The 25214-nt window shown below is 66.2% G+C and carries 20 protein-coding genes and 1 riboswitch; of the genes, 7 read left to right on the forward strand and 13 right to left on the reverse strand.

Translation table 11 applies throughout. From position 1 onward, the window contains the following. Positions 1 to 117: 117 nt before the first annotated feature. The 3 genes from purH to XI03_RS33040 form a co-directional block, all read right to left on the reverse strand. Positions 118 to 1710: a bifunctional phosphoribosylaminoimidazolecarboxamide formyltransferase/IMP cyclohydrolase gene (gene purH, locus XI03_RS33030; RefSeq protein ID WP_271594430.1), complete on the reverse strand. Its 1593-nt coding sequence runs from the start codon at positions 1708 to 1710 to the stop codon at positions 118 to 120. 25 nt (positions 1711 to 1735) lie between these two features. Next, a riboswitch (ZMP/ZTP riboswitch) is annotated at positions 1736 to 1817 on the reverse strand. 58 nt (positions 1818 to 1875) lie between these two features. Further along, on the reverse strand, positions 1876 to 3594 hold the full coding sequence (locus XI03_RS33035; protein ID WP_028139336.1) for a heparinase II/III family protein: 1719 nt from the start codon (positions 3592 to 3594) through the stop codon (positions 1876 to 1878). A gap of 157 nt (positions 3595 to 3751) precedes the next feature. Continuing rightward, positions 3752 to 5098 carry an RsmB/NOP family class I SAM-dependent RNA methyltransferase gene (locus XI03_RS33040; protein ID WP_271594431.1) on the reverse strand — a complete coding sequence of 449 codons (1347 nt, stop codon included), beginning with the start codon at positions 5096 to 5098 and terminating at the stop codon, positions 3752 to 3754. Between the two features lie 189 nt (positions 5099 to 5287). Here XI03_RS33040 and XI03_RS33045 point away from each other — a divergent pair, with 189 nt between their 5' ends. Beyond that, positions 5288 to 5497, forward strand: coding sequence for a DUF1674 domain-containing protein (locus XI03_RS33045; protein WP_271594432.1), 210 nt, complete (start codon positions 5288 to 5290; stop codon positions 5495 to 5497). 36 nt (positions 5498 to 5533) lie between these two features. On the opposite strand, the gene cysC is transcribed toward XI03_RS33045, so the two are convergent. The 4 genes from cysC to XI03_RS33065 form a co-directional block, all read right to left on the reverse strand. Next, entirely contained in the window at positions 5534 to 7429 is a 1896-nt protein-coding gene (gene cysC / locus XI03_RS33050) for an adenylyl-sulfate kinase (protein WP_271594433.1), read from the reverse strand. Beyond that, on the reverse strand, positions 7429 to 8391 hold the full coding sequence (gene cysD / locus XI03_RS33055; RefSeq protein ID WP_271594434.1) for a sulfate adenylyltransferase subunit CysD: 963 nt from the start codon (positions 8389 to 8391) through the stop codon (positions 7429 to 7431). The genes cysC and cysD overlap by 1 nt, the downstream gene beginning before the upstream one ends. Positions 8392 to 8396: 5 nt before the next feature. Beyond that, positions 8397 to 9416: a sulfotransferase family protein gene (locus XI03_RS33060; RefSeq protein WP_271594435.1), complete on the reverse strand. Its 1020-nt coding sequence runs from the start codon at positions 9414 to 9416 to the stop codon at positions 8397 to 8399. 156 nt (positions 9417 to 9572) lie between these two features. Further along, a complete protein-coding gene (locus XI03_RS33065) occupies positions 9573 to 11291 on the reverse strand; it encodes a methyl-accepting chemotaxis protein (protein ID WP_271594436.1) in 1719 nt (572 codons plus the stop codon). Positions 11292 to 11487: 196 nt separating this feature from the next. On the opposite strand from XI03_RS33065, the gene XI03_RS33070 reads away from it, so the two are divergent. Continuing rightward, the gene (locus XI03_RS33070) at positions 11488 to 12078 is read left to right on the forward strand and encodes a thermonuclease family protein (protein WP_271594437.1); all 591 of its coding nucleotides are present in this window, start codon (positions 11488 to 11490) and stop codon (positions 12076 to 12078) included. A gap of 58 nt (positions 12079 to 12136) precedes the next feature. On the opposite strand, the gene XI03_RS33075 is transcribed toward XI03_RS33070, so the two are convergent. Then, positions 12137 to 12652, reverse strand: coding sequence for a L,D-transpeptidase (locus tag XI03_RS33075; RefSeq protein ID WP_028139328.1), 516 nt, complete (start codon positions 12650 to 12652; stop codon positions 12137 to 12139). Positions 12653 to 13086: 434 nt separating this feature from the next. Beyond that, positions 13087 to 15033 carry an acetate--CoA ligase gene (gene acs, locus XI03_RS33080; RefSeq protein WP_271594438.1) on the reverse strand — a complete coding sequence of 649 codons (1947 nt, stop codon included), beginning with the start codon at positions 15031 to 15033 and terminating at the stop codon, positions 13087 to 13089. A 400-nt stretch (positions 15034 to 15433) separates the two neighbouring features. Here acs and XI03_RS33085 point away from each other — a divergent pair, with 400 nt between their 5' ends. Then, positions 15434 to 16603 carry a DNA topoisomerase IB gene (locus XI03_RS33085; RefSeq protein ID WP_028139326.1) on the forward strand — a complete coding sequence of 390 codons (1170 nt, stop codon included), beginning with the start codon at positions 15434 to 15436 and terminating at the stop codon, positions 16601 to 16603. Between the two features lie 99 nt (positions 16604 to 16702). Here the strand turns inward: XI03_RS33085 and XI03_RS33090 are convergent, their stop codons facing one another. Beyond that, positions 16703 to 17158, reverse strand: coding sequence for an SRPBCC family protein (locus tag XI03_RS33090; RefSeq protein ID WP_038972988.1), 456 nt, complete (start codon positions 17156 to 17158; stop codon positions 16703 to 16705). 101 nt (positions 17159 to 17259) lie between these two features. Between XI03_RS33090 and XI03_RS33095 the strand changes: the two genes are divergently transcribed. Next, complete coding sequence (locus XI03_RS33095; RefSeq protein ID WP_271594439.1) at positions 17260 to 18339, forward strand: adenylate/guanylate cyclase domain-containing protein; 1080 nt, start codon at positions 17260 to 17262, stop codon at positions 18337 to 18339. Between the two features lie 218 nt (positions 18340 to 18557). Here XI03_RS33095 and XI03_RS33100 read toward each other — a convergent pair whose 3' ends face one another. From XI03_RS33100 to tsaD, 3 genes are all read right to left on the reverse strand, one after another. Beyond that, on the reverse strand, positions 18558 to 18971 hold the full coding sequence (locus XI03_RS33100) for an EVE domain-containing protein (RefSeq protein ID WP_271594472.1): 414 nt from the start codon (positions 18969 to 18971) through the stop codon (positions 18558 to 18560). 117 nt (positions 18972 to 19088) lie between these two features. Further along, positions 19089 to 20069 carry an NAD(P)H-dependent glycerol-3-phosphate dehydrogenase gene (locus XI03_RS33105; protein WP_271594440.1) on the reverse strand — a complete coding sequence of 327 codons (981 nt, stop codon included), beginning with the start codon at positions 20067 to 20069 and terminating at the stop codon, positions 19089 to 19091. Between the two features lie 2 nt (positions 20070 to 20071). Beyond that, the gene (gene tsaD, locus XI03_RS33110) at positions 20072 to 21145 is read right to left on the reverse strand and encodes a tRNA (adenosine(37)-N6)-threonylcarbamoyltransferase complex transferase subunit TsaD (RefSeq protein WP_028139321.1); all 1074 of its coding nucleotides are present in this window, start codon (positions 21143 to 21145) and stop codon (positions 20072 to 20074) included. 150 nt (positions 21146 to 21295) lie between these two features. Here tsaD and XI03_RS33115 point away from each other — a divergent pair, with 150 nt between their 5' ends. The 3 genes from XI03_RS33115 to XI03_RS33125 all read left to right on the forward strand — a co-directional run bounded on the left by XI03_RS33115 (position 21296) and on the right by XI03_RS33125 (position 25128). Next, positions 21296 to 22042 carry a uroporphyrinogen-III synthase gene (locus tag XI03_RS33115; RefSeq protein ID WP_271594441.1) on the forward strand — a complete coding sequence of 249 codons (747 nt, stop codon included), beginning with the start codon at positions 21296 to 21298 and terminating at the stop codon, positions 22040 to 22042. A 65-nt stretch (positions 22043 to 22107) separates the two neighbouring features. Continuing rightward, positions 22108 to 23343, forward strand: coding sequence for a COG4223 family protein (locus tag XI03_RS33120; RefSeq protein WP_271594442.1), 1236 nt, complete (start codon positions 22108 to 22110; stop codon positions 23341 to 23343). Positions 23344 to 23379: 36 nt separating this feature from the next. Then, a complete protein-coding gene (locus XI03_RS33125; RefSeq protein ID WP_271594443.1) occupies positions 23380 to 25128 on the forward strand; it encodes a heme biosynthesis protein HemY in 1749 nt (582 codons plus the stop codon). Positions 25129 to 25214 lie beyond the last annotated feature (86 nt).

Below are 25214 nucleotides of genomic sequence, written 5' to 3' on the forward strand. Positions count from 1 at the left end.
GAAACAGACTGGATTGCTTCCGCCTTCGCCAAGGCTTCGGCGGACAAGTCGCTGCGCTCGCAATGACGAAGTCGATGGGTTCGTCGTTCGCTCTTGCAGCTCGCCTTGCCGATCGACTCAGTGCCGGAAATGCCGCGTGCCCGTGAACACCATGGCGATGCCGTGCTCGTCGGCGGCCTTGATCACCTCGTCGTCACGCATCGAGCCGCCGGGCTGCACCACCGCGGTGGCGCCGGCCTCGATGCAGGCGAGCATGCCGTCGGCGAAGGGGAAGAACGCATCCGACGCCACCACCGAGCCCTTGGTGAGCGGCTCGGCGAGCTTCAGCTCGTTCGCCGCATCCTGGGCCTTGCGCGCGGCGATGCGGGCCGAATCGACCCGGCTCATCTGACCCGCGCCGATGCCGACGGTGGCGAGATCCTTGGCGTAGATGATCGTGTTCGACTTGACGTGTTTTGCGACCCGGAACGCAAACTTGAGGTCGCGCATTTCAGCGTCGGTCGGCGCGCGCTTGGTCACGATCTTGAAGGTCATGTCGTCGACCACGGCGTTGTCGCGGCTCTGCACCAGCAGGCCGCCGGCGACCGTCTTGGCGGTGAGGCCAGGCGCGCGCGGATCGGGCAGGCTGCCGGCGAGCAGCAGCCGCAGGTTCTTCTTGCCGCCGATGATGGCGATCGCTTCCTCGGTGGCGTCGGGCGCGATGATCACCTCGGTGAAGATTTTTGTGATCTCGCGGGCCGTATCCGCGTCCAGCGGACGATTCATCGCGATGATGCCGCCGAAGGCCGAGGTGGAATCGCAGGCCAGCGCCTTGCGATAGGCGTCGACGAGGTTTGATCCCTCCGCGACGCCGCAGGGGTTGGCGTGCTTGACGATGACGCAAGCCGCGGTGCGCTTGGCGTCAAACTCGCCGATGCATTCATAGGCCGCATCGGTGTCGTTGATGTTGTTGTAGGAGAGCTCCTTGCCCTGGAGCTGCCGGGCCGTGGAGACGCCCGGGCGCTTGTCGGGCGTCACGTAGAACGCCGCGGTCTGGTGCGGGTTCTCGCCGTAGCGCAGCGACTGGATCAACTTGCCGCCGAAGGCGCGGAAGTCGGGCGCGTCGATCTCGAGTTGGCGATTGAACCAGTTCGAGATCGCGGCATCGTAAGCGCCGGTGCGCGCATAGGCCTTCGCGGCAAGCCGCCGGCGCAGTTTCAGCGTGGTCGCGCCCTTGTTGGCGGCGAGCTCGTCGAGCACGGCCTTGTAGTCATCTGCCTCCACGACAACGGCGACGTCGTCATGGTTCTTCGCGGCGGCGCGGATCATCGCGGGGCCGCCGATGTCGATGTTCTCGATGCAATCCTCGAAGCCGGCGCCTTTGTCGACGGTCGCCTCGAACGGATAGAGATTGACGACCAAAAGATCGATCGGCGCGATGCCGTGCGCCTTCATCGCGTCCACATGTTCCTTGTTGTCGCGGATCGCGAGCAGGCCGCCATGTACCTTCGGATGCAGCGTCTTGACGCGGCCGTCCATCATCTCGGGGAAGCCGGTGAGGTCGGAAACATCCTTCACCTTGAGGCCGGCCGCGGCGATTGCTTTCGCAGTGCCGCCGGTCGAGACCAGCTCGACATCATGCGAGGCGAGCGCCTTTGCGAATTCGATCAGGCCGGTTTTGTCGGAAACGGAAAGCAGGGCGCGGGTGACGCGGCGGGGATGGTCAGTCATGAGCAAGATCCTCTGTCTTAAGGAGTGTCTATGCCCAGGCGCGCGGCAGATATGTGTCGCGCTTCCCGATGGTGCTCCATCCAAGGTCGCCAGTCGCGCGAGCGAGGGCTCGATAGCAGTTTTCGGCGTGCTTCACAACGACCAGATAGGGCTGAATCCGCGCGTTTACAGCGGAAGTTCCGGTTCGCGCCGAGCGTTGCGGCGGGCATTGGTGACGGTCGGCGATGCCGTCGAGCGGACAAAGCTCCAGCGGATCGAGGGCGCCTGCCGCGCGTCCTGCCGGATCACGATCTGGGCGGTGCGGCGCGGCCCGTCATTGCCGGCCAGGAACACGCTGTCCTCGAGGTCGACCTTGTCGTCGAGCGCCTCGAAGGTCCAGACGTCGCGGTTCGGCAGCACCAGCATGACGCCGCGCGCATCAGACAGCCGGCTCGCCTTCACTGCCGGATGCAGATGGAAGCGCAGCGCAAAGTCAGCGTCGGCACCCTTGAAGCGTCCGCCCTGCGGCGGCGACAGCGTGTCCTCGCCGTCGATGCGCGCGCCGTCATTGGCGATCATCAGCACGCGGCGGTGGATCGCGCCGAATTTAGAAAGATAGCCGTCATGCGAGGTCGTGAGCAGCGTGCCGTTCTGCACGATCTCGCGATAGCTCTCGACCTCGACGGGGCCGCTGGTAACCGGCGAGCCGTGCAAGAGCCGCTTCATCGCCGACATCTCGACGAACTGGCACGACGAAGTATCGTGATAGGTCAGCGTCGAATGCGCCGCGGTGCCGCGGGCGAATGGCCGCCAATTGTCGCGGCCCGTGGTCGGCATGCCGCAATTGGTGACGATGCGGCTGATGCCGGAAGACAGTTCGAACGACAGGCAGCCGGCATGGGCATCGTGGCTGACGCCGGCTGGCGGCGGCGGGCCGGTGTCGATGATCACAGTGGTCTGGCCGGCATCGAGGCGCTGAAAGCCGGTATGCGGCATGTTCGCCATCGGCGCGCCGTGGGTGTCGTCATAGGCGAGCAGCGTTGCGAGCAGGTCGGACGATGTCGCGCTCATGCCGTTGAACAGCGCGAAGTTACCGTCGCCGTGGCGGAAGAAGCGCAGCATCGGCATCATGCGGTCGATCGCGTTGAGCAGCGCCGGCGGTGGCGCGATATTACGCGCAGCAAACGTCTGCCGCAGCGGCAGCAGGTCGATCAGGAGTTCGATCAGCGCGCCCGGATTGCGGGAGATGTGTCCGCCGTCGGGCAGGATCTGCCGCTGCAATTCGTCCGACAGCTTCTTCGATGCGCTGCGGATTTGGCCCGCCTGGTTGGCGAGGCACAAGGCCGCATAGCACAGCGCGATCAGCACCTGGAGCTTCGGCACCCCGTCGGGAATGTTGACCATGGTGTAGCGCAGGAAGCGGATCTCGCGCGCGAGGGCGCGCAGGTAACGGCGGTAGAACTTGTTGTCGGTCTCGCCCAGCACCAGCGGCGCCTGCGACAGCAGCGAGATCACGCGCCGGGCCAGCACGTCGGCGCGGCGCGCGACCGGGCGGCGCTTGTTGGCGGGGTTGGCGATCCAGTCCTCGATCAGCGCGCGCGCATTCGCCCGCGTCAGCGCGGTGTCGGCGGCGCGCAAATGGCGCAGCCAGCCGAAGCCGAGCAGCGCGACTTCCCAATCCTCCGACGGCGGCTCGAGATCGAAGATCGAACGGCCGTGGCAATTGACGATCTTGCCGGCGAAGACGAAGCGGCCGGCATAGATTTCGGCGGCGCGAGTCGCATCCGCGGTGCGCAGATCGTGCGGCGCGATGATCAGCCGATCGGTGCGGCCGGGCCAGACCCGCGACAGCGCAACGGAACCGCCGCTCGCGCGCGCGAGCATGTTCCGCGCGAAGCGGTTCATGACCAGCGTCGAGATACGTCTGCGTTGAGCGACCGACACGCTTTGCCTTGAAGGGGGAGAGGATTCCGACGAATCCCTATTAATCCCAAAATCGGACGTCTGACACCACCTTGAACGTGTGCGAATCAGCGTCGCGGTCGCAAAATCCGGTGCAAAATCAGGATTTAACGAGCCGGGTCGCGAAAAACCCATCGAGACCGCCGAGCTTGGGATCGGCGTTCGGCAGATGGCTGGGCAGGGTGCGCAGATCGCCGTCCCCTGTGATGATTTCGTCGAGGCCCGCGATCTCCGCGGCCTCGATCGGGACGCGCCGAAGCGCAGGCTCGCTCGCCAGCAGCGTTGCCACGGCCTGCTCGCCCTCTTCGGGTTCCAGCGAGCAGGTGCAGTAGACCAGCGTGCCGCCCGGCTTGAGCAACGACACCGATTTTCGCAGCAGTCGCTGCTGGAGCACGGTCATGGCGGTGACATCGGATTCCTGCCGCAGCCATGCCACATCGGGATGACGGCGGATCGTGCCGGTCGATGTGCAGGGCGCATCGATCAAAATACCGTCGAAGCCTTCGGCTGGGCCGGCCCATTCCACGGCGTCAGCGACGACGGTCTCGGCCTGGAGCGACAGCCGCGCCAGGTTTTCACGCAGCCGCATCACCCGGGCCGGCGAGCGGTCGATCGCCGTGACCTGCGCGCCGGCATGCGCCAGTTGTGCGGTCTTGCCGCCGGGGGCGGCGCAGAGATCGGCAATGGACTTGCCCTTGACGTCGCCGAACAGCCGGGCCGGCAGCGCGGCGGCGGCGTCCTGCACCCACCATTGTCCCTCGGCGAAGCCGGGCAGCATGGTCACCGAGCCGTGCAGCAGCATCCGCACCGTTCCGGTCGGAAGCGTCTCGCCGTGCAGGCGGTTCGCCCATTGCGCGGCATCGGACTTCACCGTGAGATCGAGCGAAGGCTCGTGGCCGAGTGCCAGTGCCATCTCCCTTGCGGTTGCTTCGCCATAATGCGCGCTCCAGCGCGCGAGCAGCCATGGGGGCAGATCCAGCGATTGCGCGGCGACCTCCTCGACCAGCGCCGCGCCCTCGCGCGCGCAGCGGCGCAGCACGGCATTGACGAGGCCGGCATAGCGCGCGGCGCGCCGGTCGGATTGCACCAGGCGAACGGAGAGGTCGACGGCCGCGTGATCCGGCACGTCCATCCAGAGGATCTGCGCCGCGCCGATCAGGAGTGCGCTCTGCGCGCGCGGCGCATCGGAGGGGATGCCCTTGTCGAGCAGGCGGGACAGCACATGGCCGAGCGTGCCGAGCCGGCGCAGCACCGTGGCGACCAGTCGCCGCATCAGCGCGCGGTCGCGGTCGGCAAGCGTCTTCAGTCCGGGATGGGCGCCGCTGCCGTCGAGTTGGTCATCGAGCGTACGGTGCTTGTGCAGCACGCCGTCGACGATGTCGGCGGCAATCCGTCGCGCCGCGAGACCGGGCACTTCGGACGGAGGGGCGAAACGTTGAGATGGCATGCGGAAGCAAGGTTCTGAGCAAGCGGCAGTTCCGCCGCAATGGGCGCATGCCTTGAGAACCCAATCTCTGGCACGCGAATATGCCAAATGTAAGAATCGCTTCCGGCTTTTTCAGCCCTTCCGGGCCGATTTCAGGAATGCGTTATTGGACATCGCGTTGCGGCTCGTCCTGCGCTAGAAAGCCTGGCGATGAGTGATCAGCCTCCCGTTCCCGACCGCAAGCAGCTTACGCCGGCAGCCCAGCGCGCGCTGGCCGAAGCCGAGGCGCGCCGACAGGCCGCAGCCGCGCAGGCCCAAGAGGCCGGCAAGGCGGCGCCGAAGGAGTTGCAGGGGCCGAAGGGACCCGAGCCGACCCGCTACGGCGACTGGGAGCGCAAGGGCATCGCCTCCGACTTCTGAGCGATCGCCGGTCCTGGAAGGCGTCCACTCCCGCCACTACAGATAGTGATTGTCCCTGAGATAACCGATGATGCGCTCGCAGGCCGCGTCGCTCGACATTTCTGACGTGTCGATTGTGATCTCGGGCGCCTGCGGCGTCTCGTAGGGATGATCGATGCCGGTGAACGATGGCAGCTCTCCCGCCCGTGCTTTGCGATAGAGCCCCTTGGGATCGCGATGCTCGCATTCGGCCAGCGGGGTCGCGACATGGATCTCGATGAACTCGCCTGCCTCGACCCGCTGGCGCGCCAGCTCGCGCTCGTTGCGGAACGGTGAGATCAGCGCGACCAGCGCGATCATGCCGGCATCGACGAACAGCGCCGCGATCTCGGCAGTGCGCCGGACGTTCTCCGCCCTGTCCGCGTTGGAGAAGCCGAGGTCGCGGTTGATGCCGTGGCGGAGATTGTCGCCGTCGAGCAGCGCGGCGTGGCGTCCGAGTTCGGCAAGCCTGCGGTCGACGAGATCGGCGATCGTCGATTTGCCGGCCCCGCTCAGCCCTGTGAACCAGAGCACGCAGGGTCGCTGCTGCTTCAACCGCGCCCGCACCGATTTGTCGACGGCAAGCCGCTGCCAATGAATGTTAGTGGCGCGGCGGAGCGAGAGATCGATCATTCCCGCGGCGGCGGTGCGATGGCTGATGGGATCGACGAGAATGAAGCTGCCCATGTCGCGGTCGTCGCGATAGGCCTCGAACACCAATGGACGGTCGAGGCTGAGATGGGCGTAGCCGATCTGGTTGGCGTCGAGTGTGGCAGCGCTTTCATGCGCCATGGTGTCGATGGCGATGCGGTGCTTGAGCGTCGTGATCACCGCGCCGGTCGAGGCCGCGCCGCATTTGAGCAAATAGCGACGGCCCGCGACCATGGCCTCGTCGTCGAACCAGACGAGATGGGCCGCCAGCTGATCCGAGACCTGTGGCGCGGGCCCCGCCGTCAGCACGTCGCCGCGACTGACGTCGATCTCGTCGGTCAACGTGAGCGTCACCGATTCGCCCGCCGCAGCGCGGTCGCGCTCGCCGCCGGGGGTGAGAATGCGCGCGATGCGCGTCTGGCGGCCCGAGGGCTGCACGGCGATGGTCTCGCCGATCGCGATCGTTCCGCTGGCGATACGCCCGCAGAAGCCGCGAAACTCCGCATGCGGCCGGTTGACCCATTGCACCGGCAACCGGAACGGCCGCTGCGAGACATCGCCGGAAACGTCGACCGATTCCAGATAGGCGGTGACGGTCGGCCCGGCGTACCAGGGCATCCGCGCGCTGGCGGCGACGATGTTGTCGCCGTCGGGCGCGACGACAGGGATGCACTGGACCTGCGAGATTCCGAGCTGTCCGGCCATGGTCAGATATTCGGCAGTGATGGCCGCAAAGCGATCCCCGTCGAATCCGATCAGATCCATCTTGTTCACGGCGAGCACGACGTGACGGATACCAAGCAGCGACAGGATGTGGCTGTGGCGCCGCGTCTGCGTGATTACGCCCTTGCGGGCATCGACCAGCACCACGGCGAGATCGGCGTTGGAGGCGCCGGTCGCCATGTTGCGGGTATACTGCGCGTGCCCCGGCGTGTCGGCGACGATGAAGCGGCGCAGCTTGGTGGCGAAGAAGCGGTAGGCGACGTCGATCGTGATGCCCTGCTCGCGCTCGGCCCGCAAGCCGTCGACCAGCAGCGCGAAATCGAAATCGCCGCCGGTGGTGCCGACCGTCCGGCTCTCGGACGCCAGCGCGTCGAGCTGGTCGTCGAGCAGCGTCTTGGAATCGTAGAGCAGCCGGCCAACCAGCGTGCTCTTGCCGTCGTCGACGCTGCCGCAAGTGACGAAACGCAGCGTCGGACGATCGTCCTGTTCGAGCCGCGGCGCATCGGAGGCAGCGATCGTGGGTGCCTCGTGATAGGACATCAGAAGTAGCCTTCCGCTTTCTTGCGCTCCATCGATGCGGGACTGTCCCGGTCGATCATGCGTCCCTGCCGCTCGGAGGTGCGCGAGGCCATCATCTCGCGCACGATCTCGGGGAGCGTTGCCGCGGTCGAGACCGTGGCGCCGCTGAGCGGATAGCAGCCCAGGGTGCGAAACCTGACGGAGCGCCATCGCGGCTCTTCGCCTGCATGCAGCGGCATCCGTTCATCGTCCACCATGATCAGCGCGCCGTCGCGCTCAACCACCGGGCGCGAAGCCGCCAGATAGAGCGGAACGATCGGGATGTCCTCGAGCAGGATGTAGTCCCAGACGTCGAGCTCGGTCCAGTTCGACAGCGGAAACACCCGCATGCTCTCGCCGGGCGCGAGCATCGTGTTGTACAGGCTCCACAGTTCGGGCCGCTGGTTCTTCGGATCCCACCGATGCGCCGTGCTCCGGTGCGAGAACACGCGCTCCTTGGCGCGCGATCTCTCCTCGTCGCGCCGCGCGCCTCCGATCGCGGCGTCGAAGCCGTGGAGGTCCAGCGCCTGCCGCAACGCCTGGGTCTTCATGACGTCGGTGTAACGGGCCGAGCCGTGGGTGAAGGGGTCAATGCCCTGGCTCAAGCCGTCATTGTTGGTATGGACAATCAGGTCGATGCCGAGTTCGCGCGCGCGACGGTCGCGAAACGCGATCATCTCGCGGAACTTCCATGTCGTGTCGACGTGCAGCAGCGGAAATGGCGGCTTGCCGGGATGAAAGGCCTTCATCGCCAGGTGCAGCAGCACCGAGGAGTCTTTGCCAATGGAATACAGCATCACCGGCCTGCGGAATTCGGCCGCCGTCTCCCGCAGGATGTGAATGCTTTCCGCCTCCAGGCGCCGAAGATGGCCGGCGGCGTGAAGCTGCTCGCCGCCGGTTCTTTCAAGGAGGGCGGGTTCGGCGCTCGTGGGATTGTCCAGCATGCGGATCACGCGGCCTCGGCGAACCAGTCGCCGAACAGATGCGCCGAAATTGCCGCATTCAGGCCGAGATCGCGAACGCACGCCGCGACCGAAGCTCGATAGGCGTCATTGACCCCGCAGCGCTCCAGAATCTCCAGCTGAGCTTCGCTCACCGAGGCCGTCGCGCGGCGCTGGTAGCGATAGGCGCTATCGGAGGTGTGCAGATTGGGCACCTTGTAGATCGTCGCTTCGCTCGGGAAGATGACGCGCGCGTTGTTGGCTTGTACGTCTCCCGGTTCCCGCCATGACGTCACGGCATTCTCGGTAAAGCGGCTCGAAAGGCCGAGGCGGTCGAACAAGACGCGCACCGACGACAGGGCCTCCTTGCTTACCTCGTAGACGTAGTGCGTGACGGGAACGCCGTGTTGTTGCGCGTAACTTGCGACGCGGGCCGCGCTGAGTGCGGCAACGACATAGTGCCGCAGCAATGTGTCCTCGGGCGCGCGCGAAATCAGCTTCTCGAGCCATGATGCCAGCGAACTCGCCGGCTCGCGATCGAGCATGATGAGATGCAGACGGTGCCGCGGATAGCCTGCTTCGACCAGGAGCTGCAGCGGATTGAACAAGCTCTCGGCAAGGACGTAGGGCCCGATCGTTTCCTTGCTGAAGATGTGCGGCTCGTCGTTTGCCGAGGGGATGATCCAGGGCGCCAGGGGGCGGCCGACGAGCGCGTCGCGCAGGATCGCCTTCAGCGGTTGATAATATGAAGGCATGCCGGTCATGCCGAACAGATTGCTGAGGGCGGTCGAGCCGACTCTGGCCTTGCCGCATGCAAAATAGAGCATCGGAAAGTCCTGCGCCGGACGATGCAGGAAATCCTCGGCGAGGCAGTCCGTCACTTCACGCATCAACGTCGCGAGCGTGACGGCTCTGCTCTGGAATTCGCCCACTGGGGACAGCAGCATGGTGTCGAGGGAACTGTGCTGCTGCCGAACGAGGTCGGCCATTCGTTCGAGCGAATCGGCTGAAATTGCGTCGATGTTCATGTCGGAGGACCCGCTGTAGGGAGTTCTACGAGCGATTGCTCGTTGGATCTTTTCCAACCTACAGTTGTCAGGGGTGCCGGACAATTCCGGGGAATCCCGGAGGCGCTATCCATACGCGACGAGCATTGAAGATGTGCTCGTCGCCGCTATGCAGTTTCATACCGCGCGCACGGTGTTGAGGAACTTCTCGACTTCCGTCTTCAAGAGGCTGCTTTCACTCGACAGCGAGCGCGCCGATGCCAACACCTGCCCCGACGCCGCGCCGGTCGCGCTCGCGCCATGACTGACCTGGGCGATCTTGTCTGCGACTTCGACGGTTCCCTTGGCGGCTTCGCTGACGTTGCGCGCAATCTCGGCCGTCGCTGCACCCTGTTCTTCGATCGTCGCTGCAATGGTGGACGAAATGTCTGAAATGCGGGCGATGGTCGCGCCGATTTCCTTGATCGCTCCGACGGAGTCCTCGGTTGCCGATTGCATGCCGGCGATCTGCGCGCTGATTTCCTCGGTCGCTCGCGCGGTTTGCGCTGCGAGCGCCTTCACCTCGCTCGCCACGACCGCAAAGCCGCGGCCGGATTCGCCGGCGCGCGCCGCCTCGATCGTTGCGTTCAGCGCCAGGAGGTTGGTCTGCTCGGCAATCGCGGTGATCAATTTGACGACGTCGCCAATCCGGCCCGCCGCCTTGAGCAGTTCATTGATCCGGACATCGGTGCGCTCGGCCTGCCTGACCGCTTCGCTGGCGATGCGGCTGGAATCATGGACCTGGCGTCCGATCTCGACGACCGAGGTGCTCATTTCCTCGGCGGCGGACGCGACCGCTCCGACATTGGTGGACGCTTCCTCCGAGGCCGCCGCGACCATTCCGGAGAGTTCCTGGGTCTCTTCCGCGGTTCCCGACAGCGTACCGGCGGCTGCCTCGAGCTGCTGGCTGGCCGCTGACACAGAGTCGATGATGCCGCCGACCGCGGCTTCGAACACGCCGGCGAGCTGGGTCATCTCTTCCTTGCGCTGAGCGGCCGCAGCGGCTTCCTGATTCTTCTGCTCAACCTCCATCTGCTCGATACGGATCAGGTTTTCCTTGAAGGTCTGAGCCGCGCGAGCGTTGTCGCCGACTTCATCGCCGCGGCGCGTGTAGGGAATCTCGATCGCCTTGTTGCCGGCGGCGAGCTGGAGAAGCACGTCGCCGATGCGCCGGATCGGCCGGGCGATGTTCGACACGGAAAAGACGGCGGACCCGATCAACGTCAGAACGACGAAGACGCCGACGATCAATGCGAAGGTGGCGACGCGGTCCAGTTCGGCCAGCATCTCGCCCTTGCGGCGCGCGGCGAATTCGTTGGCAACGCCGACCAGATCGTCGATCCGTTTGCTGACTTCCAGGGCTGCCGGACGCATACGCTCTGCGAGAATGGTGGCCTTCGTCGATTCTGCGGCAGTCCTGGCGCCGCCCGAGGGGGCGCCAATGACGGTCTTTTGCGCCCCCGCCAGTTCAATGCCGCTGGTCAGATACGCATCGACGAATTTCTTGGTCTCACGATAGGCGTCCTGGGTGACCTTGCGGGTCGCCCGGTCGGTGGCCGTATCGATTTCCGCGCCGGCTTCGCCTGCTCGCGCGCGGAGACTCTCGAGGAGCTTGTCAACCTCTCCGGCTGACGAGGCGGAGCTGATCTCGAGAGCTGCGAGCTGCGCCCGCGCCATCGCCGTCTGCGCCGCTTGCGCATTGCCTTTGTTGAGGTAGTTGATCGTGACCAGGCGATTGGATTCGGCGATCGACCGGTTGCCGAGCATCTGGTTGGTCAGCATGCCGCAGACCAGCACAACGCTCACGCCGGTGACGATGCCGAGCTTTGTTCCAATGCGAAACCTGAATGACCCCACCGCTCTCTCCTCGCGTTCTGTATAGCAGGTATTCGCAACCAATGATTGAGATTTGGGTAATATTCGCGGATCTCCAGTAGAACTACGGCCGACATATTCGACGATGGAATTTTCCTGCACGCTTGCCCGTCGATCTGGTTCCGCTATGTGCGCGCCCGTGCTTTGAGTTCCCCCGACTCTGTCCTAGCGTGAGGTCATGCGCTTCCAGGATCGACCCAATGCCTATCGGCCGCAATTCGGCGGCTCGCCGTTCGGTCGGCGCTTCTCCGGATTATTGCCGTGGATGTTCGTGGTGGGCGTCGCGCTGGCGGTCGTGCTCACCTTTCGCCATGGAATGGGCTGGCTTGTTCCTGATGCCGATGGTGACCGCACGCGGAATGCCGAGATCGTTCTCGAGCAGGCGGGCCATCCCGATGTTCGCGAGCCGGTCGACGTCATTCGCACCATCGACGGCGACACCTTTCTCGCGCGCGTTCGTCAGCGCGGCGGCCGCGATCTCGTCGTGCGGGTTCGGTTGCGCGGCATCGACGCGCCCGAGATGAAAGCGTCTTGCCGGGAGGAGCAGGGCAAGGCCGAAGCCGCGGCCCGCGCATTGCGCGATCTGCTCGGTCAGGGCGACGTGACGATCGCCAATCTCGGCCCCGACAAATACGGCCGCGTTCTCGCCGACGTCGCGACCCGGCGGACTGCGAGCGTTGCGGCGGCATTGCTCGCCGGCGGTTTTGCGCGAAGCTACACTGGCGGCCATCGCGACGGCTGGTGCGCACGCAGCTGGCGCTTCTGGTAACAAAAGAAGCCGCGTTCGGGGACGCGGCCTTTCTCTTGTCTTGCCTTGATCCCGGCGATCAGCGCGTCACGACCACCGTCGTGCCGACCGAGACGCGGCCATAGAGATCGGTGATGTCGTCGTTGAGCATGCGGATGCAGCCATAGGAGACGAAACCGCCGATCGAGCCCGGCACGTTGGTGCCGTGGATGGCGTATTCGCCGCCGGCCAGCGTCATCGCCGCGACGCCCATCGGGTTGCGCGGCGAGCCGCCCGGAATCATGTCGGGAATGCTCGGCTTGTCACGCTTGACCTCGGCCGGCGGTGCCCAGGCCGGGTTGCGATATTTCCCGTCGATGCGGGTAGTGCCGGCCCATTGCTTGCCGGACTTGCCGACGCCGACCGGATAGCGCACGGCGTGGCCGTTATCGAGGATGAGATAGAGCCGCCGCTCGCTGGTTTTGACCACGATGGTGCCCGGCGAATAGTCCGCCAGATGCGCCCCCACCATTTCCGGCCGCGCCTGCGCCGCCGTCGACATCAAGACCCCTGCCCCGATGGTGGCGGCCAGCGCCGCCGCAATCCTAATCGACATCGATTTTCCCCTAAGCCCGAACGGATCGTCCAAAATTACGCGGAACCGGCAATCGCCAGCTTGCCACGTCCTTGTCAGGGGACATTCTTAACCGCGCCCGTTAACCGGTTGGTTTCCAAGCACGGCTGCCAAGGGCCAGCCAGCAGGGGGAACAAAGGAAATGTTCGAAATAAAGTAAATGACCTGAAAACAACACTCGGCGGGAAAGATGCGGCCGCATCTGCGCGCGCGCTGACGAGTGCGTGAGGATGTGAACGGCTGTTGTTTACCGGAGGGTCGACGACAAACGCGGTCTCGTGTCCCGGACAAGGCGCAGCGCGTCGCGCCGCGACGAAGAGCCGGGACCCAGTTCTTTGCGCTGGGATGGATGGGCCCCGGCTCAGCAGCGCACCGCGACGTGCGCGCTGCGCTGCGTCCGGGGCAGGAGAGCAAGCTTATGCCGACTTCTTGTTCTGCCGGTTCCTGACGAGATCGTCGACCACGGCGGGATCGGCCAGCGTCGAGGTGTCGCCCAGGCTGCCCGGCTCATCCTCGGCGATCTTGCGCAGGATGCGGCGCATGATCTTGCCGGAGCGGGTCTTGGGCAGGCCCGGCGCAAACTGGATCTGGTCCGGGGATGCGATCGGGCCGATCTCCTTGCGCACCCAGGTGACGAGCTCCTTGCGCAGGTCCTCGGTCGGCTCGATGCCGGCCATCAGGGTGACATAGGCGTAGATGCCCTGGCCCTTGATGTCGTGCGGGAAGCCGACCACGGCAGCCTCGGAGACTTTCTCATGCGCCACCAGCGCGCTCTCGACTTCCGCAGTGCCCATGCGATGGCCGGAGACGTTGATGACGTCGTCGACGCGGCCGGTGATCCAGTAATAACCGTCGGCATCACGGCGGCAGCCGTCGCCGGTGAAGTACTTGCCCTTGTAGGTCGAGAAATAGGTCTGCTCGAAGCGGGCATGGTCGCCGTAGACCGTGCGCATCTGGCCGGGCCAGGACCGCGTCAGGCAGAGATTGCCCGAGGTCTCGCCGTCCAGAACCTTGCCGTCGGCGTCGACGATCTCAGGCACCACGCCGAAGAACGGCTGCGTCGCCGAGCCCGGCTTGAGCTTGGTCGCGCCCGGCAGCGGCGTGATCAGGATGCCGCCGGTCTCGGTCTGCCACCAGGTGTCGACGATCGGGCAGCGGTCGTCGCCGACGACGCGGTGATACCACTCCCACGCTTCCGGATTGATGGGCTCGCCGACCGAGCCGAGCAGGCGGAGCGAGGCGCGCGATGTCTTCTTCACGGGCTCGTCGCCCGACTGCATCAGCGCGCGGATCGCGGTCGGTGCGGTGTAGAAGATGTTGACCTTGTGCTTGTCGATGACGTTCCAGAACCTGGAATTATCCGGGTAATTCGGCACGCCTTCGAACATCAGCGTCGTCGCGCCATTGGCGAGCGGCCCATAGAGAATGTAGCTGTGGCCGGTGACCCAGCCGACGTCGGCGGTGCACCAGTAGATGTCGCCGTCGTGATAATCGAAGACGTATTGATGCGTCATCGAGGCGAACACGAGATAGCCGGCGGAGGTGTGCAGCACGCCCTTGGGCTGGCCGGTCGAGCCTGAGGTGTAGAGGATGAACAGCGGGTCCTCGGCGTGCATGTGCTCGACCGGGCATTCCGTCGTCACCATCGCCGCCGCCTCGTGATACCAGAGGTCGCGCGTCGGGTTCATGTCGATCTTGCCGCCGGTGCGCTTGACCACCACGACCCAGTCGACGTCGTCGGCCTTGGCGAGCGCGGCGTCGACGTTGGCCTTCAGCGGCACCTTCTTGCCGCCGCGCAGGCCTTCGTCCGCGGTGATGATGATCTTGGATTTGCAGTCATTGATGCGCTGGGCGAGGCTGTCCGGCGAGAACCCCGCGAACACCACGGAGTGGATCGCGCCGATGCGCGCGCAGGCGAGCATCGCATAGGCCGCTTCCGGAATCATCGGCAGGTAGATGGTGACGCGGTCGCCCTTCTTGACGTTGCGGGTGCGCAGGATGTTGGCCATCCGGCAGACCTCGTCGTGCAGCTCCTGGTAGGTGATATGCTTGGACTGCGAGGGATCGTCGCCTTCCCAGATGATCGCGGTCTGGTTGCCGCGCTTGGCGAGATGGCGGTCGATGCAGTTGTAGGCGACGTTGAGGATGCCGTCCTCGAACCATTTGATCGAGATGTTGCCGGGCGCGAACGAGACGTTCTCGATTTTCGTCGGCGCGTGCATCCAGTCGATGCGCTTGGCCTGCTCCGCCCAGAAAGCATTCGGGTCCGAGATCGAGCGAGCGTACATCTCCTTGTACTTGGCCTGGTCGACCCAGGCGCGCTTCGCCCACTCCGCCGGGACGTCGTAGATCTTCTCGGACATGCTTCCCTCCACATACGGCAGGCCGAACGCTAGCGACCGGCGAGCCGACTTGATCATTGACTGATTATGCGTCGGGCTAACCGGGCCCGACAAGGAGCACAAGCTGGACCTTCGGCGGGCGGCCGGCCATGCGGAGGATCAAGGCCACCTGCTGTGACTGTCGCAGATCTGAAACAAGCCGGCGGGCGGCTTTTCGGGGCCTTGCCCAGCTCCGCGGAACAGGCCGGCGCAGGGGCCCCATGCATTAATGGAGGTATTTAGAAACCACCCTCACCGATTCGGGACTCGCAATAGTGTTCGGAACACCCTAAATGGCCAACCCGGGTCCGAAGAGACCCTTCGGAACAAAAATCAGAACAGCGGCATTGACCGGTAACAGACAGGGCTAAGGCATAAGACTATGATGGATCAGCAGAATCTCGGGACGATACGGCCCGCTTCAGCCGATCCTGCGGCCATTGCATTGGCCAAAGCCCTCGGACAATGGCCGAAACCCGCCGCTTTCAGGCGTCCTAGCCCGAAGAAGGCCTTCGACACGGCGCCCGCGGCGACGGTCGAAGCGCTCGCCAAGGAGCTCGGCCTGCGGCTCGGCGACCAGAACGAGCTGACCATCCGCCGCATCCGGCGCGGCAAGGGCTATTCCTTCGTGCGTCCCAATGGCGCACATATCCGCGACGCCCGCACCATCCGCCGGCTGCACGCCATGGCGGTGCCGCCGGCCTATCGCGAGGTGCGCTACTCCGCCGATCCGAGCTTGCATCTCCAGGCCGTGGGCCGCGATGCCGCGGGCCGGCTGCAATATCGCTATCACGCCGATTGGGAGAAGGTCCGCGAGCACCGCAAGGCGCATCGTCTGGAAAAGCTCGTCGGCGCGCTGCCAAAGATCCGGCGCAAGGTCTCGGCGTTCCTGTCGGGCGACGAGCCGACGCGTGAATTCGCGCTCTCGGCCGTGATCGAGCTGATCGCGCGCACTGCGATCCGCCCCGGCAATGAATCCTATGCCCGCCTCAACGGCACCCGCGGCGCCACCACGCTGCTGAAGTCGAACGTCACGCTTGAGGACGACAGCTTCGTGCTGACCTTCAAGGCGAAGGGCGGCAAGGCGGTGCGCAAGGAGTGCGATGCGGCCAAGCTGGTGCGCGCCATCGGCATTTTGCAGGGCGTCCCCGGCAAGCGCATGTTCCAGTATCGCGATGCCTACGGCATCGTGCGCGCGGTCAACACCACGCAGGTGAACGCGTTCTTGCGCGAGATCGCCGGCATCAAGATTTCGCTGAAGGATTTCCGTACGCTGATGGCGTCTGCCGTCGTCGTGGAATCGCTGTCGCGAATCACGCCGGCGACCAGCCAGCGCGGCCGCAAGAAGCAGGTGCTGGACGCGATCCGCGCCGCAGCCGACAAGCTCTCCAACACGCCGGCGATCTGCCGCAAGAGCTACGTCCACGACACCATCGTCACCGCGTTCGAGGACGGCATCCTCGAGCGCTTCGCCGCGACCATGAAGGGCCAGCGCTCGCAGGCGAGGCGCGAGCAGCTTCTGGCGCAGGTGGTGGCGACAGCCGCGGTGTAACGACACTGCCGTATGGTGGGCAAAGCGAAGCGTGCCCACCATTTCTGTTGCGGTGTTGGGGTAGATGGTGGGCACGGCGCTTTGCCCACCCTACGAGAGCTACGACTTGGGCGAGACGCCGTTGTCGGGACCGGGATCGCCGCCTGCGGCTGCGGTCGTGAGCCGTTCCATATAATGCGCCCACCCCGTCGCGTGCGCGGCGGCCTGCGCTTCGCTTGGCAGGCCGCTATGGGTCATGCGCAGCAGCGTGCCGCCGTCGCGCTCGATCAGGTCGATCTCGATCAGGCTCGAGCCGGGCGGTACCTCCTGGCCGCCTTCCCATCCGAACGTGTAGGCCAGACGATGCACCGGCACGACCTCGCGGAAGGCGCCGCGGGCGACGCCGCTGCGGGGGCCGATGCCCTTGAGCAGATAAAGCCCGCCGGGATGCGGCTCCGTGGTGGCATCGGAGCCCATCCAGCTCAGGATTTTCTCGGGGTCGGTCAGATAGGCGAAAACGGTGGAACGTGGTGCCGCGATCTGGGTCTCGCGTCGCACTATGAACGGTTCGGTCATCGGCGATCATCCCTTCGCTGCCATTGGCACATGGCGGCGCCAAAGCGGCGCGTCAAGGATTGCCCGTGACAAAGGCGGCCCGCCTTGGCCATGATCGAGCCATGCAGCTCTCCCCGACCCTCGCCTGGCTTGTCGATGCCGCTTCGGATAGCGCCGGAGCTGATCGCCTGCTTGCGGAACTCGCCGCCCATCTGGTCGCCGACGGCGTGCCGCTTGCGGGGGGCGCCCTGACGCTGGAGGTGCCGCATCCGCTGATCGCGAAGCGGACCTGGTTGTGGCGTGCAGACAGCGGCCAGGTAATCGAAGCACTCGGCTTCGCGCCGGGCGGATTGGCGCCCGATCCGCCCAACGATGCCGGTCGCCGCTGGCTGCGCGACATCGCGCGCGGCGACGTCCATGAAGACATCGCCGGACGTCCAGATGGGCCGCAGCTTTGCTGGATCGGGCCGCGTCCGTTCACCGCGGACGACATCGGGCAATTGCGCCAGGCCGCGCGTTTTGCCGCGACGCCCCTCGCCGTGCTCGCCGCGCGCGCCACGTTGCGCGCGACGTTAGATGCCTATCTCGGCAAGCGGAGCGCGGAGCGGGTGCTGGCAGCGCCTCTGCGGCGCGATCTCGGCGAGACCATTCAGGCCGCGCTGCTCTATGCCGACCTCCGCAACTTCACGACGTTGTCGGAAACCTCTCCGCCTGCACAGGTCATCGCCGCGCTCGATGCCTGGTTCGATCGCATCGCCGGCGCCGTCCACGCCTTTGGCGGCGAGGTGCTGAAATTCATCGGCGACGGCGTGCTCGCGATCTTTCCGGTGGTCGAGGCATCGCCCCGCCGCGCGTGCGATGCCGCCCTGCGTGCCGCAGGCGCGGCCGAGGCCGGCATGGCCTATCTCAACGCGGAGCGCGGCGCTCAAGGGTTGTCGCCGCTGGCATTCGGTGCCGCACTTCATCTGGGCGAGATGCTGTGGGGCAATATCGGCGCCGCCAACCGGCTCGACTTCACGGCGATCGGTCCCGCCGTCAATCTCGCCAGTCGGCTCGAGGGATTGTGCAAGTCGCTGGAGCGGACCGTGCTGGTGTCGGGCGCGCTCGCCGCCGAGACGGACATGCCGCTGATCGCGCTCGGATCGCATTCGCTGCGCGGCATTGCTGCGCCATGCGAGGTGTTTGCGCTGCCGGAGATGTGAGCGCGGATATTGCAGGTCGTTGCGCGATGGCCGTGCCAAACTCTCGGTGTCGTCCCGGCGAAGGCCGGGACCCATAACCACCAAATTATATTGTAGCACGCGCTGGTAACCCCGAGTCCTCGCAAAACGATTGCTGCGGAGTATGGGTCCCGGATCTACGCGCGCCTAAGAGCGCGCTTGTCCGGGACGACGGCGGAGAATTAAGGCCGCACCTGCGGCTAAACCCCGCCCATCTTGCAGACGAGCTTCCACTCCTCGGCCGTCACCGGCTGCACCGACAGGCGCGAATATTTCACCAGCGCCATGTCGGCGAGTTTCTTCTCGGCCTTGATCGTCGCCATCGTCACCGGCGTCTTCAACGGCTTGTCGGCCTTGATATCGACGCAGACGAATTTCTCGGTCTTGTCGGTCGGATCGGGATAGGCCTCCTTGATGACCTCGGCGATGCCGACGATCTCCTTGCCCTCGTTGGAATGATAGAAGAATGCCTTGTCGCCCTTCTTCATGGCGACGAGGTTCTGGCGCGCGGTGTAATTGCGCACGCCGGTCCAGGCCTCGCCCTTGGCGCCCTTTTCCACCTGCTGGTCCCAGGACCACACCGACGGTTCGGATTTCACCAGCCAGTAGTTCATCGCGCGCGCCCTATCCATTCGTCATGGCCGGGCTTGTCCCGGCCATCCACGTCTCTGCCATCAATTCAATATCAAGACGTGGATGCCCGCGACAAGCGCGGGCATGACGAGAAGACGTCATTCCTCTGCCTTGAAGGGGCGCGTCATCAGTGCCGAGATTGCGGCGTCGATCGTGCTCCGGCCGCTCAGGATCGACGCGACGGCTTCTGATACCGGCATCTCGACGTTTTGCGAAGCTGCGAGTTCGATCAGCACCGGCGCGGTGAACTCTCCCTCGGCAAGCTTGCCCGCAGGCGGCTGCTCGCCGCGGCCCAAAGCAAGGCCAAGGATGAAATTGCGCGATTGCGGGCTCGAGCAGGTCAGGATCAAATCGCCGAGGCCGGACAGGCCGGTGATCGTTTCGCTGCGTGCGCCGAGCTCGCGGCCGAGGCGCGTCAGCTCGGCAAAGCCGCGGGTCGTCAGCGCGGCCTGGGCGGAGGCCCCCAGCTTGCGCCCGACCGCGATGCCGACTGCGATCGCCAGCACGTTCTTGGCTGCGCCGCCGATCTCGACGCCGCGGATGTCCGTGGAGTGATAGGGACGGAACGTCGGTGAGCCCAGGGCCTGCACCAGCGCGCTCGCCAACGTCTCATCGCCTGCCGCCAGCGTCACCGCCGTCGGCAAGCCGCGCGCGACATCGTCGGCAAAGCTCGGACCCGACAGGATCGCGGGCTGGGCGTGCGGCGCGGCCTCAGCGATCACGTCGGTCATGAATTTATGGGTGCCGTGCTCGATGCCCTTGGCGCAGGCGACGATCGGCACCGGCCCTGTCAGATGCGAGGCCAGCATGTTGACGGCGCCGCGCAAATGCTGCGCCGGTGTTGCGATCAGCAACATGTCGGCGCGTGCGGTGAGCGCCAGATCGCTGGTCACGACGATCTCCGGCGCGATCTGCACGCCGGGCAGTCGCGGATTATCGCGTGTCGAGGCGATCCGCGCGGCATGCTCGGCATTGCGTGCCCAGAGCGTGACGCTCCGTCCCGCCCGCGCCGCCACGGTCGCCAGCGCCGTGCCCCAGGCGCCCGCCCCGATCACCGCGACAGATTGGAACGTGGTCATGGCTAGAATCCCGCCCGGGTCTTGCCGTAGCCGGTCGGCGCCGTCGCGTTGGCGTCGAGCAGCCAGCGCGCGCGGGGCTGCGCTTCCATCGTGTCGGTCAGGCCGAGCGCGAGGCGTTCGGCGCCGGCCCAGGCGATCATCGCGCCGTTGTCGGTGCAGAGCGCGGGCGGCGGCATGATCAGTTGCGTCCCGGCTTGCTGTGCGACCTCATCGAGGGCGCCGCGGATCGCCTGATTGGCCGCGACGCCGCCGGCCGCGACCAGGGCACGCGGTGCGCCGAATTTTTCGCGGAACAGTCTGAGGCCGACGCTCAGCCGGTCGGCGGTCGAATCCAGCACGGCGGCCTGAAAGCTCGCACAGAGATCGCTGACGTCCTGCGGCGTGATCTCGGCTAGCCGGCTCGCTTCAGTGCGGACTGCCGTCTTCAATCCCGACAGCGAGAAATTGGCGTCGGGGCGTCCCTGCATCGGCCGCGGAAACGCAAATCGCGTGGCATCGCCGCCTGCCGCCGCGCGCTCGACCTGCGGGCCGCCGGGATAGGGCAGCCCCAACATCTTCGCGACCTTGTCGAAGGCCTCGCCGATCGCGTCGTCGACGGTGGTGCCAAGCCGTACATACTGGCCGACGCCGGTGACCGCGACGATCTGGGTATGGCCGCCCGAGGCGAGGAACAGGCAGTAGGGAAATTCGATTCCGTCGGTGAGGCGCGGCGTCAGCGCATGCGCCTCCAGATGGTTCACCGCAACCAGCGGCGTGTCGTGCACCATCGCGATCGCCTTTGCGGTGGTGAGCCCGACGATGACGCCGCCGATCAAGCCCGGCCCCGCCGCGGCCGCGACGCCGCCAAGCTGGGCGAAGCCGACGCCGGCCTCCTGCATCGCGCGCTCGATGATGCCGTCGAGCAGATCGACATGGGCACGGGCGGCGATCTCCGGCACCACGCCGCCGAAGCGGGCGTGCTCCTCGATCTGCGACCGCACGATGTTGGACAGGATCCTGCCGCTGCCGTCAGGCGCGCGCTCGACCAGCGCCGCGGCTGTCTCGTCGCAGGTTGTTTCGATGCCCAGTACCAGCATTGGCGAATTGTTATCCAATTTGCGCCCTTGCGCTCATCCGTAAAGCAGAGTTCTGGTACGTCCGGTAGCATTCCGGGGCCAGATTGCGCAATCGCCACGCGCGGCTTCCTCACGAATGCGTGGCCGCCAATCGGTTCGGGAACACCAGCGATGTCCATTCTTGTCACACGGCCGCATCCCGACAATGAGACGACGGCGGAAAAGCTGCGCGCGCGGGGGCTTGCGGTGCTGCTTGCGCCGGTGCTCAAGTTCGAGCCGGTCGCCTTCCATGACGAGAGTGAAGCTCCCTACGGCGCCATCCTCGTCACATCGGCCAACGCAATCCGTGCCGTCGCGCCACAATTGCAGGATCTTGGTCTGTTGGAGCTGCCGTTGTTTGCGGTCGGCGAGCACACGGCTGCTGCGGCGCGCGACGCCGGCTTTGCCGAGGTGATCGTCGCCGGCGGCGATGCCGCGTCCTTGCGCGACAAGGTGTTGCAGAGCGCACGCGACAAGGTGCTGAAGAAAAAGAGCACGCTGCTGTATCTCGCAGGCGCGGATCTGTCGCGCGACCTCGGCGGCGAGCTCGGTGCGGAGGGGTTTAGCGTGGTCACACAGACGACCTATCGCATGGCGCCGGTCAAGCATTTGCCGCGCGAGGTCTGCGAGGGCTTTGCCGCTCACGGCGTCGAGGCGGTGCTGCACTACTCCCGACGCAGCGCCCGGGCGTTCCTGGATGCGGCCAGGGACGAAGGCGTCGAAATCTCGGCGCTGGCTATACCGCAATGCTGCCTGTCCGAGACTGTTGCCAGCGTGCTGCGCGATGCCGGCGCGTCGCAGGTTCTGGTGGCTGCGACACCGGACGAAAATGCCTTATTTACCACCTTGGAGCGTGCGTTGCGCACCCGTTTGGCGTAAGAGGTCGAGCCGAATCCGACGTAATCGGGTCCGTCCCGCGTATGGAAGTGTGAGGAACCGTCACGATGGCCGACCACAAGCCTGAAGACGCAGGATTGGCTCCTGAGTCCGGCCGTGCCAAGCGCACTCCGCCCACCATCGACCTCGAAGCCACCGAAGTCTCGACCCAGCCGCAGGAGGCGGCGGTCGAGCCGGAGGCTCACCTGGAGCCCGAGCGGGCCGCGCACGAGCAGACCAGGGTCGAGGAAGCCAAGTCCGAAGAGATCGAGTCCGAAGAGACCAAGTCCCAGCCGCAGCCTGAACGCGCTGAGGAACAGCCTTCCGTCGCGTCCGCGCCGATGTCGCCCTGGGTCATCGCGCCGTTCTCCGGCGCTGTCGCAGCGGCGGTCGTGATCGCGGTCGGTTGGTTGCTGGGCTGGCCCGCCGTACAGGCGCCGCCGGCCGCCCCGCAAGTCACGAGCGCGACGGTCGATGCGCTGAGCGGTCGCGTTGCGGCAGTCGAAGCCAAGGCCGGCAAGCCCGCCGCCGATCCCGCCATGGCGGCGCGGATCGACGCGCTGGAGAAATCCGCAGCCGGCTTGCGCAGCGACGTCGCCAATCTGCGTGCGCAGTCCGACAAGACCGCGAGCACATTGAACGATGCGAAATCGGCGCCGCAAACTGCCGCGCCCGACCTTGCCGCTCTGAGCGACCGCATCACCCAGCTCGAGCGCGCCAGCAAGACCGAACGTGCCGAGCTTGCGCAGCAGGGCGAGAAGATCGCCGATGCGAAGAGGATGGACGACAAGCCGCTGCGTCATGTGGTGGCGGCGGCCCTGCTCGACGTCGCCGTTCGTCACGGCGATGCTTACGAGTCGCAATTGGCCGCAGCGCGGGCGATGGCGGCAAAGCCCGATGCGCTGAAGCCGCTCGACACCTTTGCCGCGTCAGGCATTCCGACGCCGGTGGCGCTGAGCCGCGAGCTGCTCAATATCGTGCCGAAGCTGTCGCCGCCGGCGGAAGCCCAGACCAGCGGCACGGGCATCGTCGAGCGTCTCCAGGCAGGAGCGTCAAAGCTCGTCCGCATCGAGCGCACCGACGGGGTCGGCAACGATCGCGGCGCCATCGTCGCACGGGTGACGGCAGCGGCGCTGCGCAATGATTTCGTGGAAGCGCGGCGCGAGCTCAAGACGCTGGCCGAGGCGGATCGTGCGCCGGCGCAGGCCTGGCTCGACAAGGCCGATGCCCGCGACGCTGCGCTCGCCGCTTCCCGCAAGTTCGCCGACGATGCCATGGCGGATCTCGTCAAGCCTGCTCAATAAAGCTTCGCGCAACAATCAGCGCGTATAGGGATCGCCATGCTTCGCATCGTCCTCTTCCTTGTCCTGATCGCGCTGGCGGCGGCCGGCGCGGCCTGGGTTGCCGACCAGCCCGGCGATCTCGTCCTGACCGCGGGCAGTTTCCGCGCCTCGACCACGCTTCCCAAATTCGTGTTCCTGCTCGGCCTGTTTGCCGCGGCCGTCGTGCTGGTCTGGAGCATCGTGACGACGATCTGGCGCACGCCGGGGCGTCTGCGCCGCCGCCGCCATGACAAGCGCCACGCGCGGGGCCGCCACGCCATCACCCACGGCCTGCTTGCGATCGGTCATGGTGACACCGCGCTTGCCCGCCGGCACGCGGAAACGGCGCGGCGACATGCCCCGAATGATCCGCTCGCGCTGCTCCTGCATGCGCAGTCAGCGCAGCTCGAAGGCAATCGCGACGAGGCGCAGCGCGTCTTCCGCGCCATGGCCGGGCGCGAGGACACGCGCCTGCTTGGCCTGCGCGGCCTGTTCATCGAAGCGCAGCGCGCCGACGATGCGGTCGGCGCCGTGATGATCGCGGAGGAAGCGATCAAGCTGTCGCCGTCCTCGACCTGGGCCTCGCATGCGGTGCTCGGCTTCCGCTGCGCGCGTGGCGACTGGAGCGGTGCGCTTGCGATCCTCGATTCGAATCTGTCTGCGGGGCAGATCGACAAGCAGACCTATCGCCGGCAGCGCGGCGTCCTGCTCACTGCACGCGCGCTGGAATTGGCAACCATGGACCGCGACGTCGCGCGCGAGAGCGTGATGGAGGCGATCAAGCTGGCGCCGACGCTGGTGCCGGCGGCGGTGCTCGCCGCAAAATTCGAGAGCGAGGCGCATCAGGTGCGCCGCGCCATGAAGCTGGTCGAGGCCGCCTGGATCGCGAATCCGCATCCCGATCTCGCCGATGCCTATGCCCACGTGAAGCTAGGCGATACCGCGTGGCACCGCTTGCAGCGGGTCGAGACGCTTGCGGCCAAGACGTCGGCCGACAAGCCCGGTCATGTCGAGGGCCAGCTCGCGATCGCGCGCGCCGCGATCGATGCCTCCGAGTTCGCTCGCGCGCGCGAGGTGCTCGCGCCTTATGTCAAGGATCCGACCCAGCGCGTCGCGCTGCTGATGGCCGAGATCGAGCGCACCGAGCACGGCGATGGCGGTCGCGCCCGCGCCTGGACCCTGCGCGCGGTGCGCGCCCGTCACGATCCGGCCTGGACTGCGGACGGCTACGTCAGCGACCGTTGGCGCCCGGTCTCCCCGGTCACCGGCCGGCTCGATGCGTTCCAGTGGCAGACCCCGGTCGCGAGCCTGCCTTCGGACAAGGGGACCACGATCGAATCCTCGGCCTTCGAGGAGGCCATGCTGGCGGCCCCGCCGCCGAAGCGGGTGACGGTGGCTCCCAACGAAGGCCCGGCGGAACCGCCCGTGGCGGCACCAGCATCGGCACCGGCGTCAGTGCCGGCCGCGCAGGACAATTTGCCCCCGATGGCCAAGGACGAGCCGGCCGTTGCGACCGCCGAACCGGTCCAGCCGGCCCCCGAGCCCGCCGAATCACCGCCCCCGGCGGCGCCCCCCGTGTTCCGGAGCCGCGCCGACCTCGGCAAACCCGCGCCAGCGCCGATTCCTGCGGTCATCCCGATCGTCCGGGCCCCCGACGATCCCGGGATCGATGACGAGGGTCCGAGCGATGAATTTACGGAACAAATCGGTACACCCAAGGCCCAGGCCGGCGGCTGGCGCGGATTCTGGTCCCGCTGGGGCGCGTGAGCCGCATTTCGAATCCGGCTTGTCCTTGCCAATTCGGGCCATGCCCGATATCAGGAGCGCGCGTATCGGGGCCGGCATCGCCTTGG

It is taken from the genome of Bradyrhizobium sp. CCBAU 65884, assembly GCF_028128835.1.
GTDB classification, from domain to species: Bacteria; Pseudomonadota; Alphaproteobacteria; order Rhizobiales; family Xanthobacteraceae; genus Bradyrhizobium; species Bradyrhizobium ottawaense.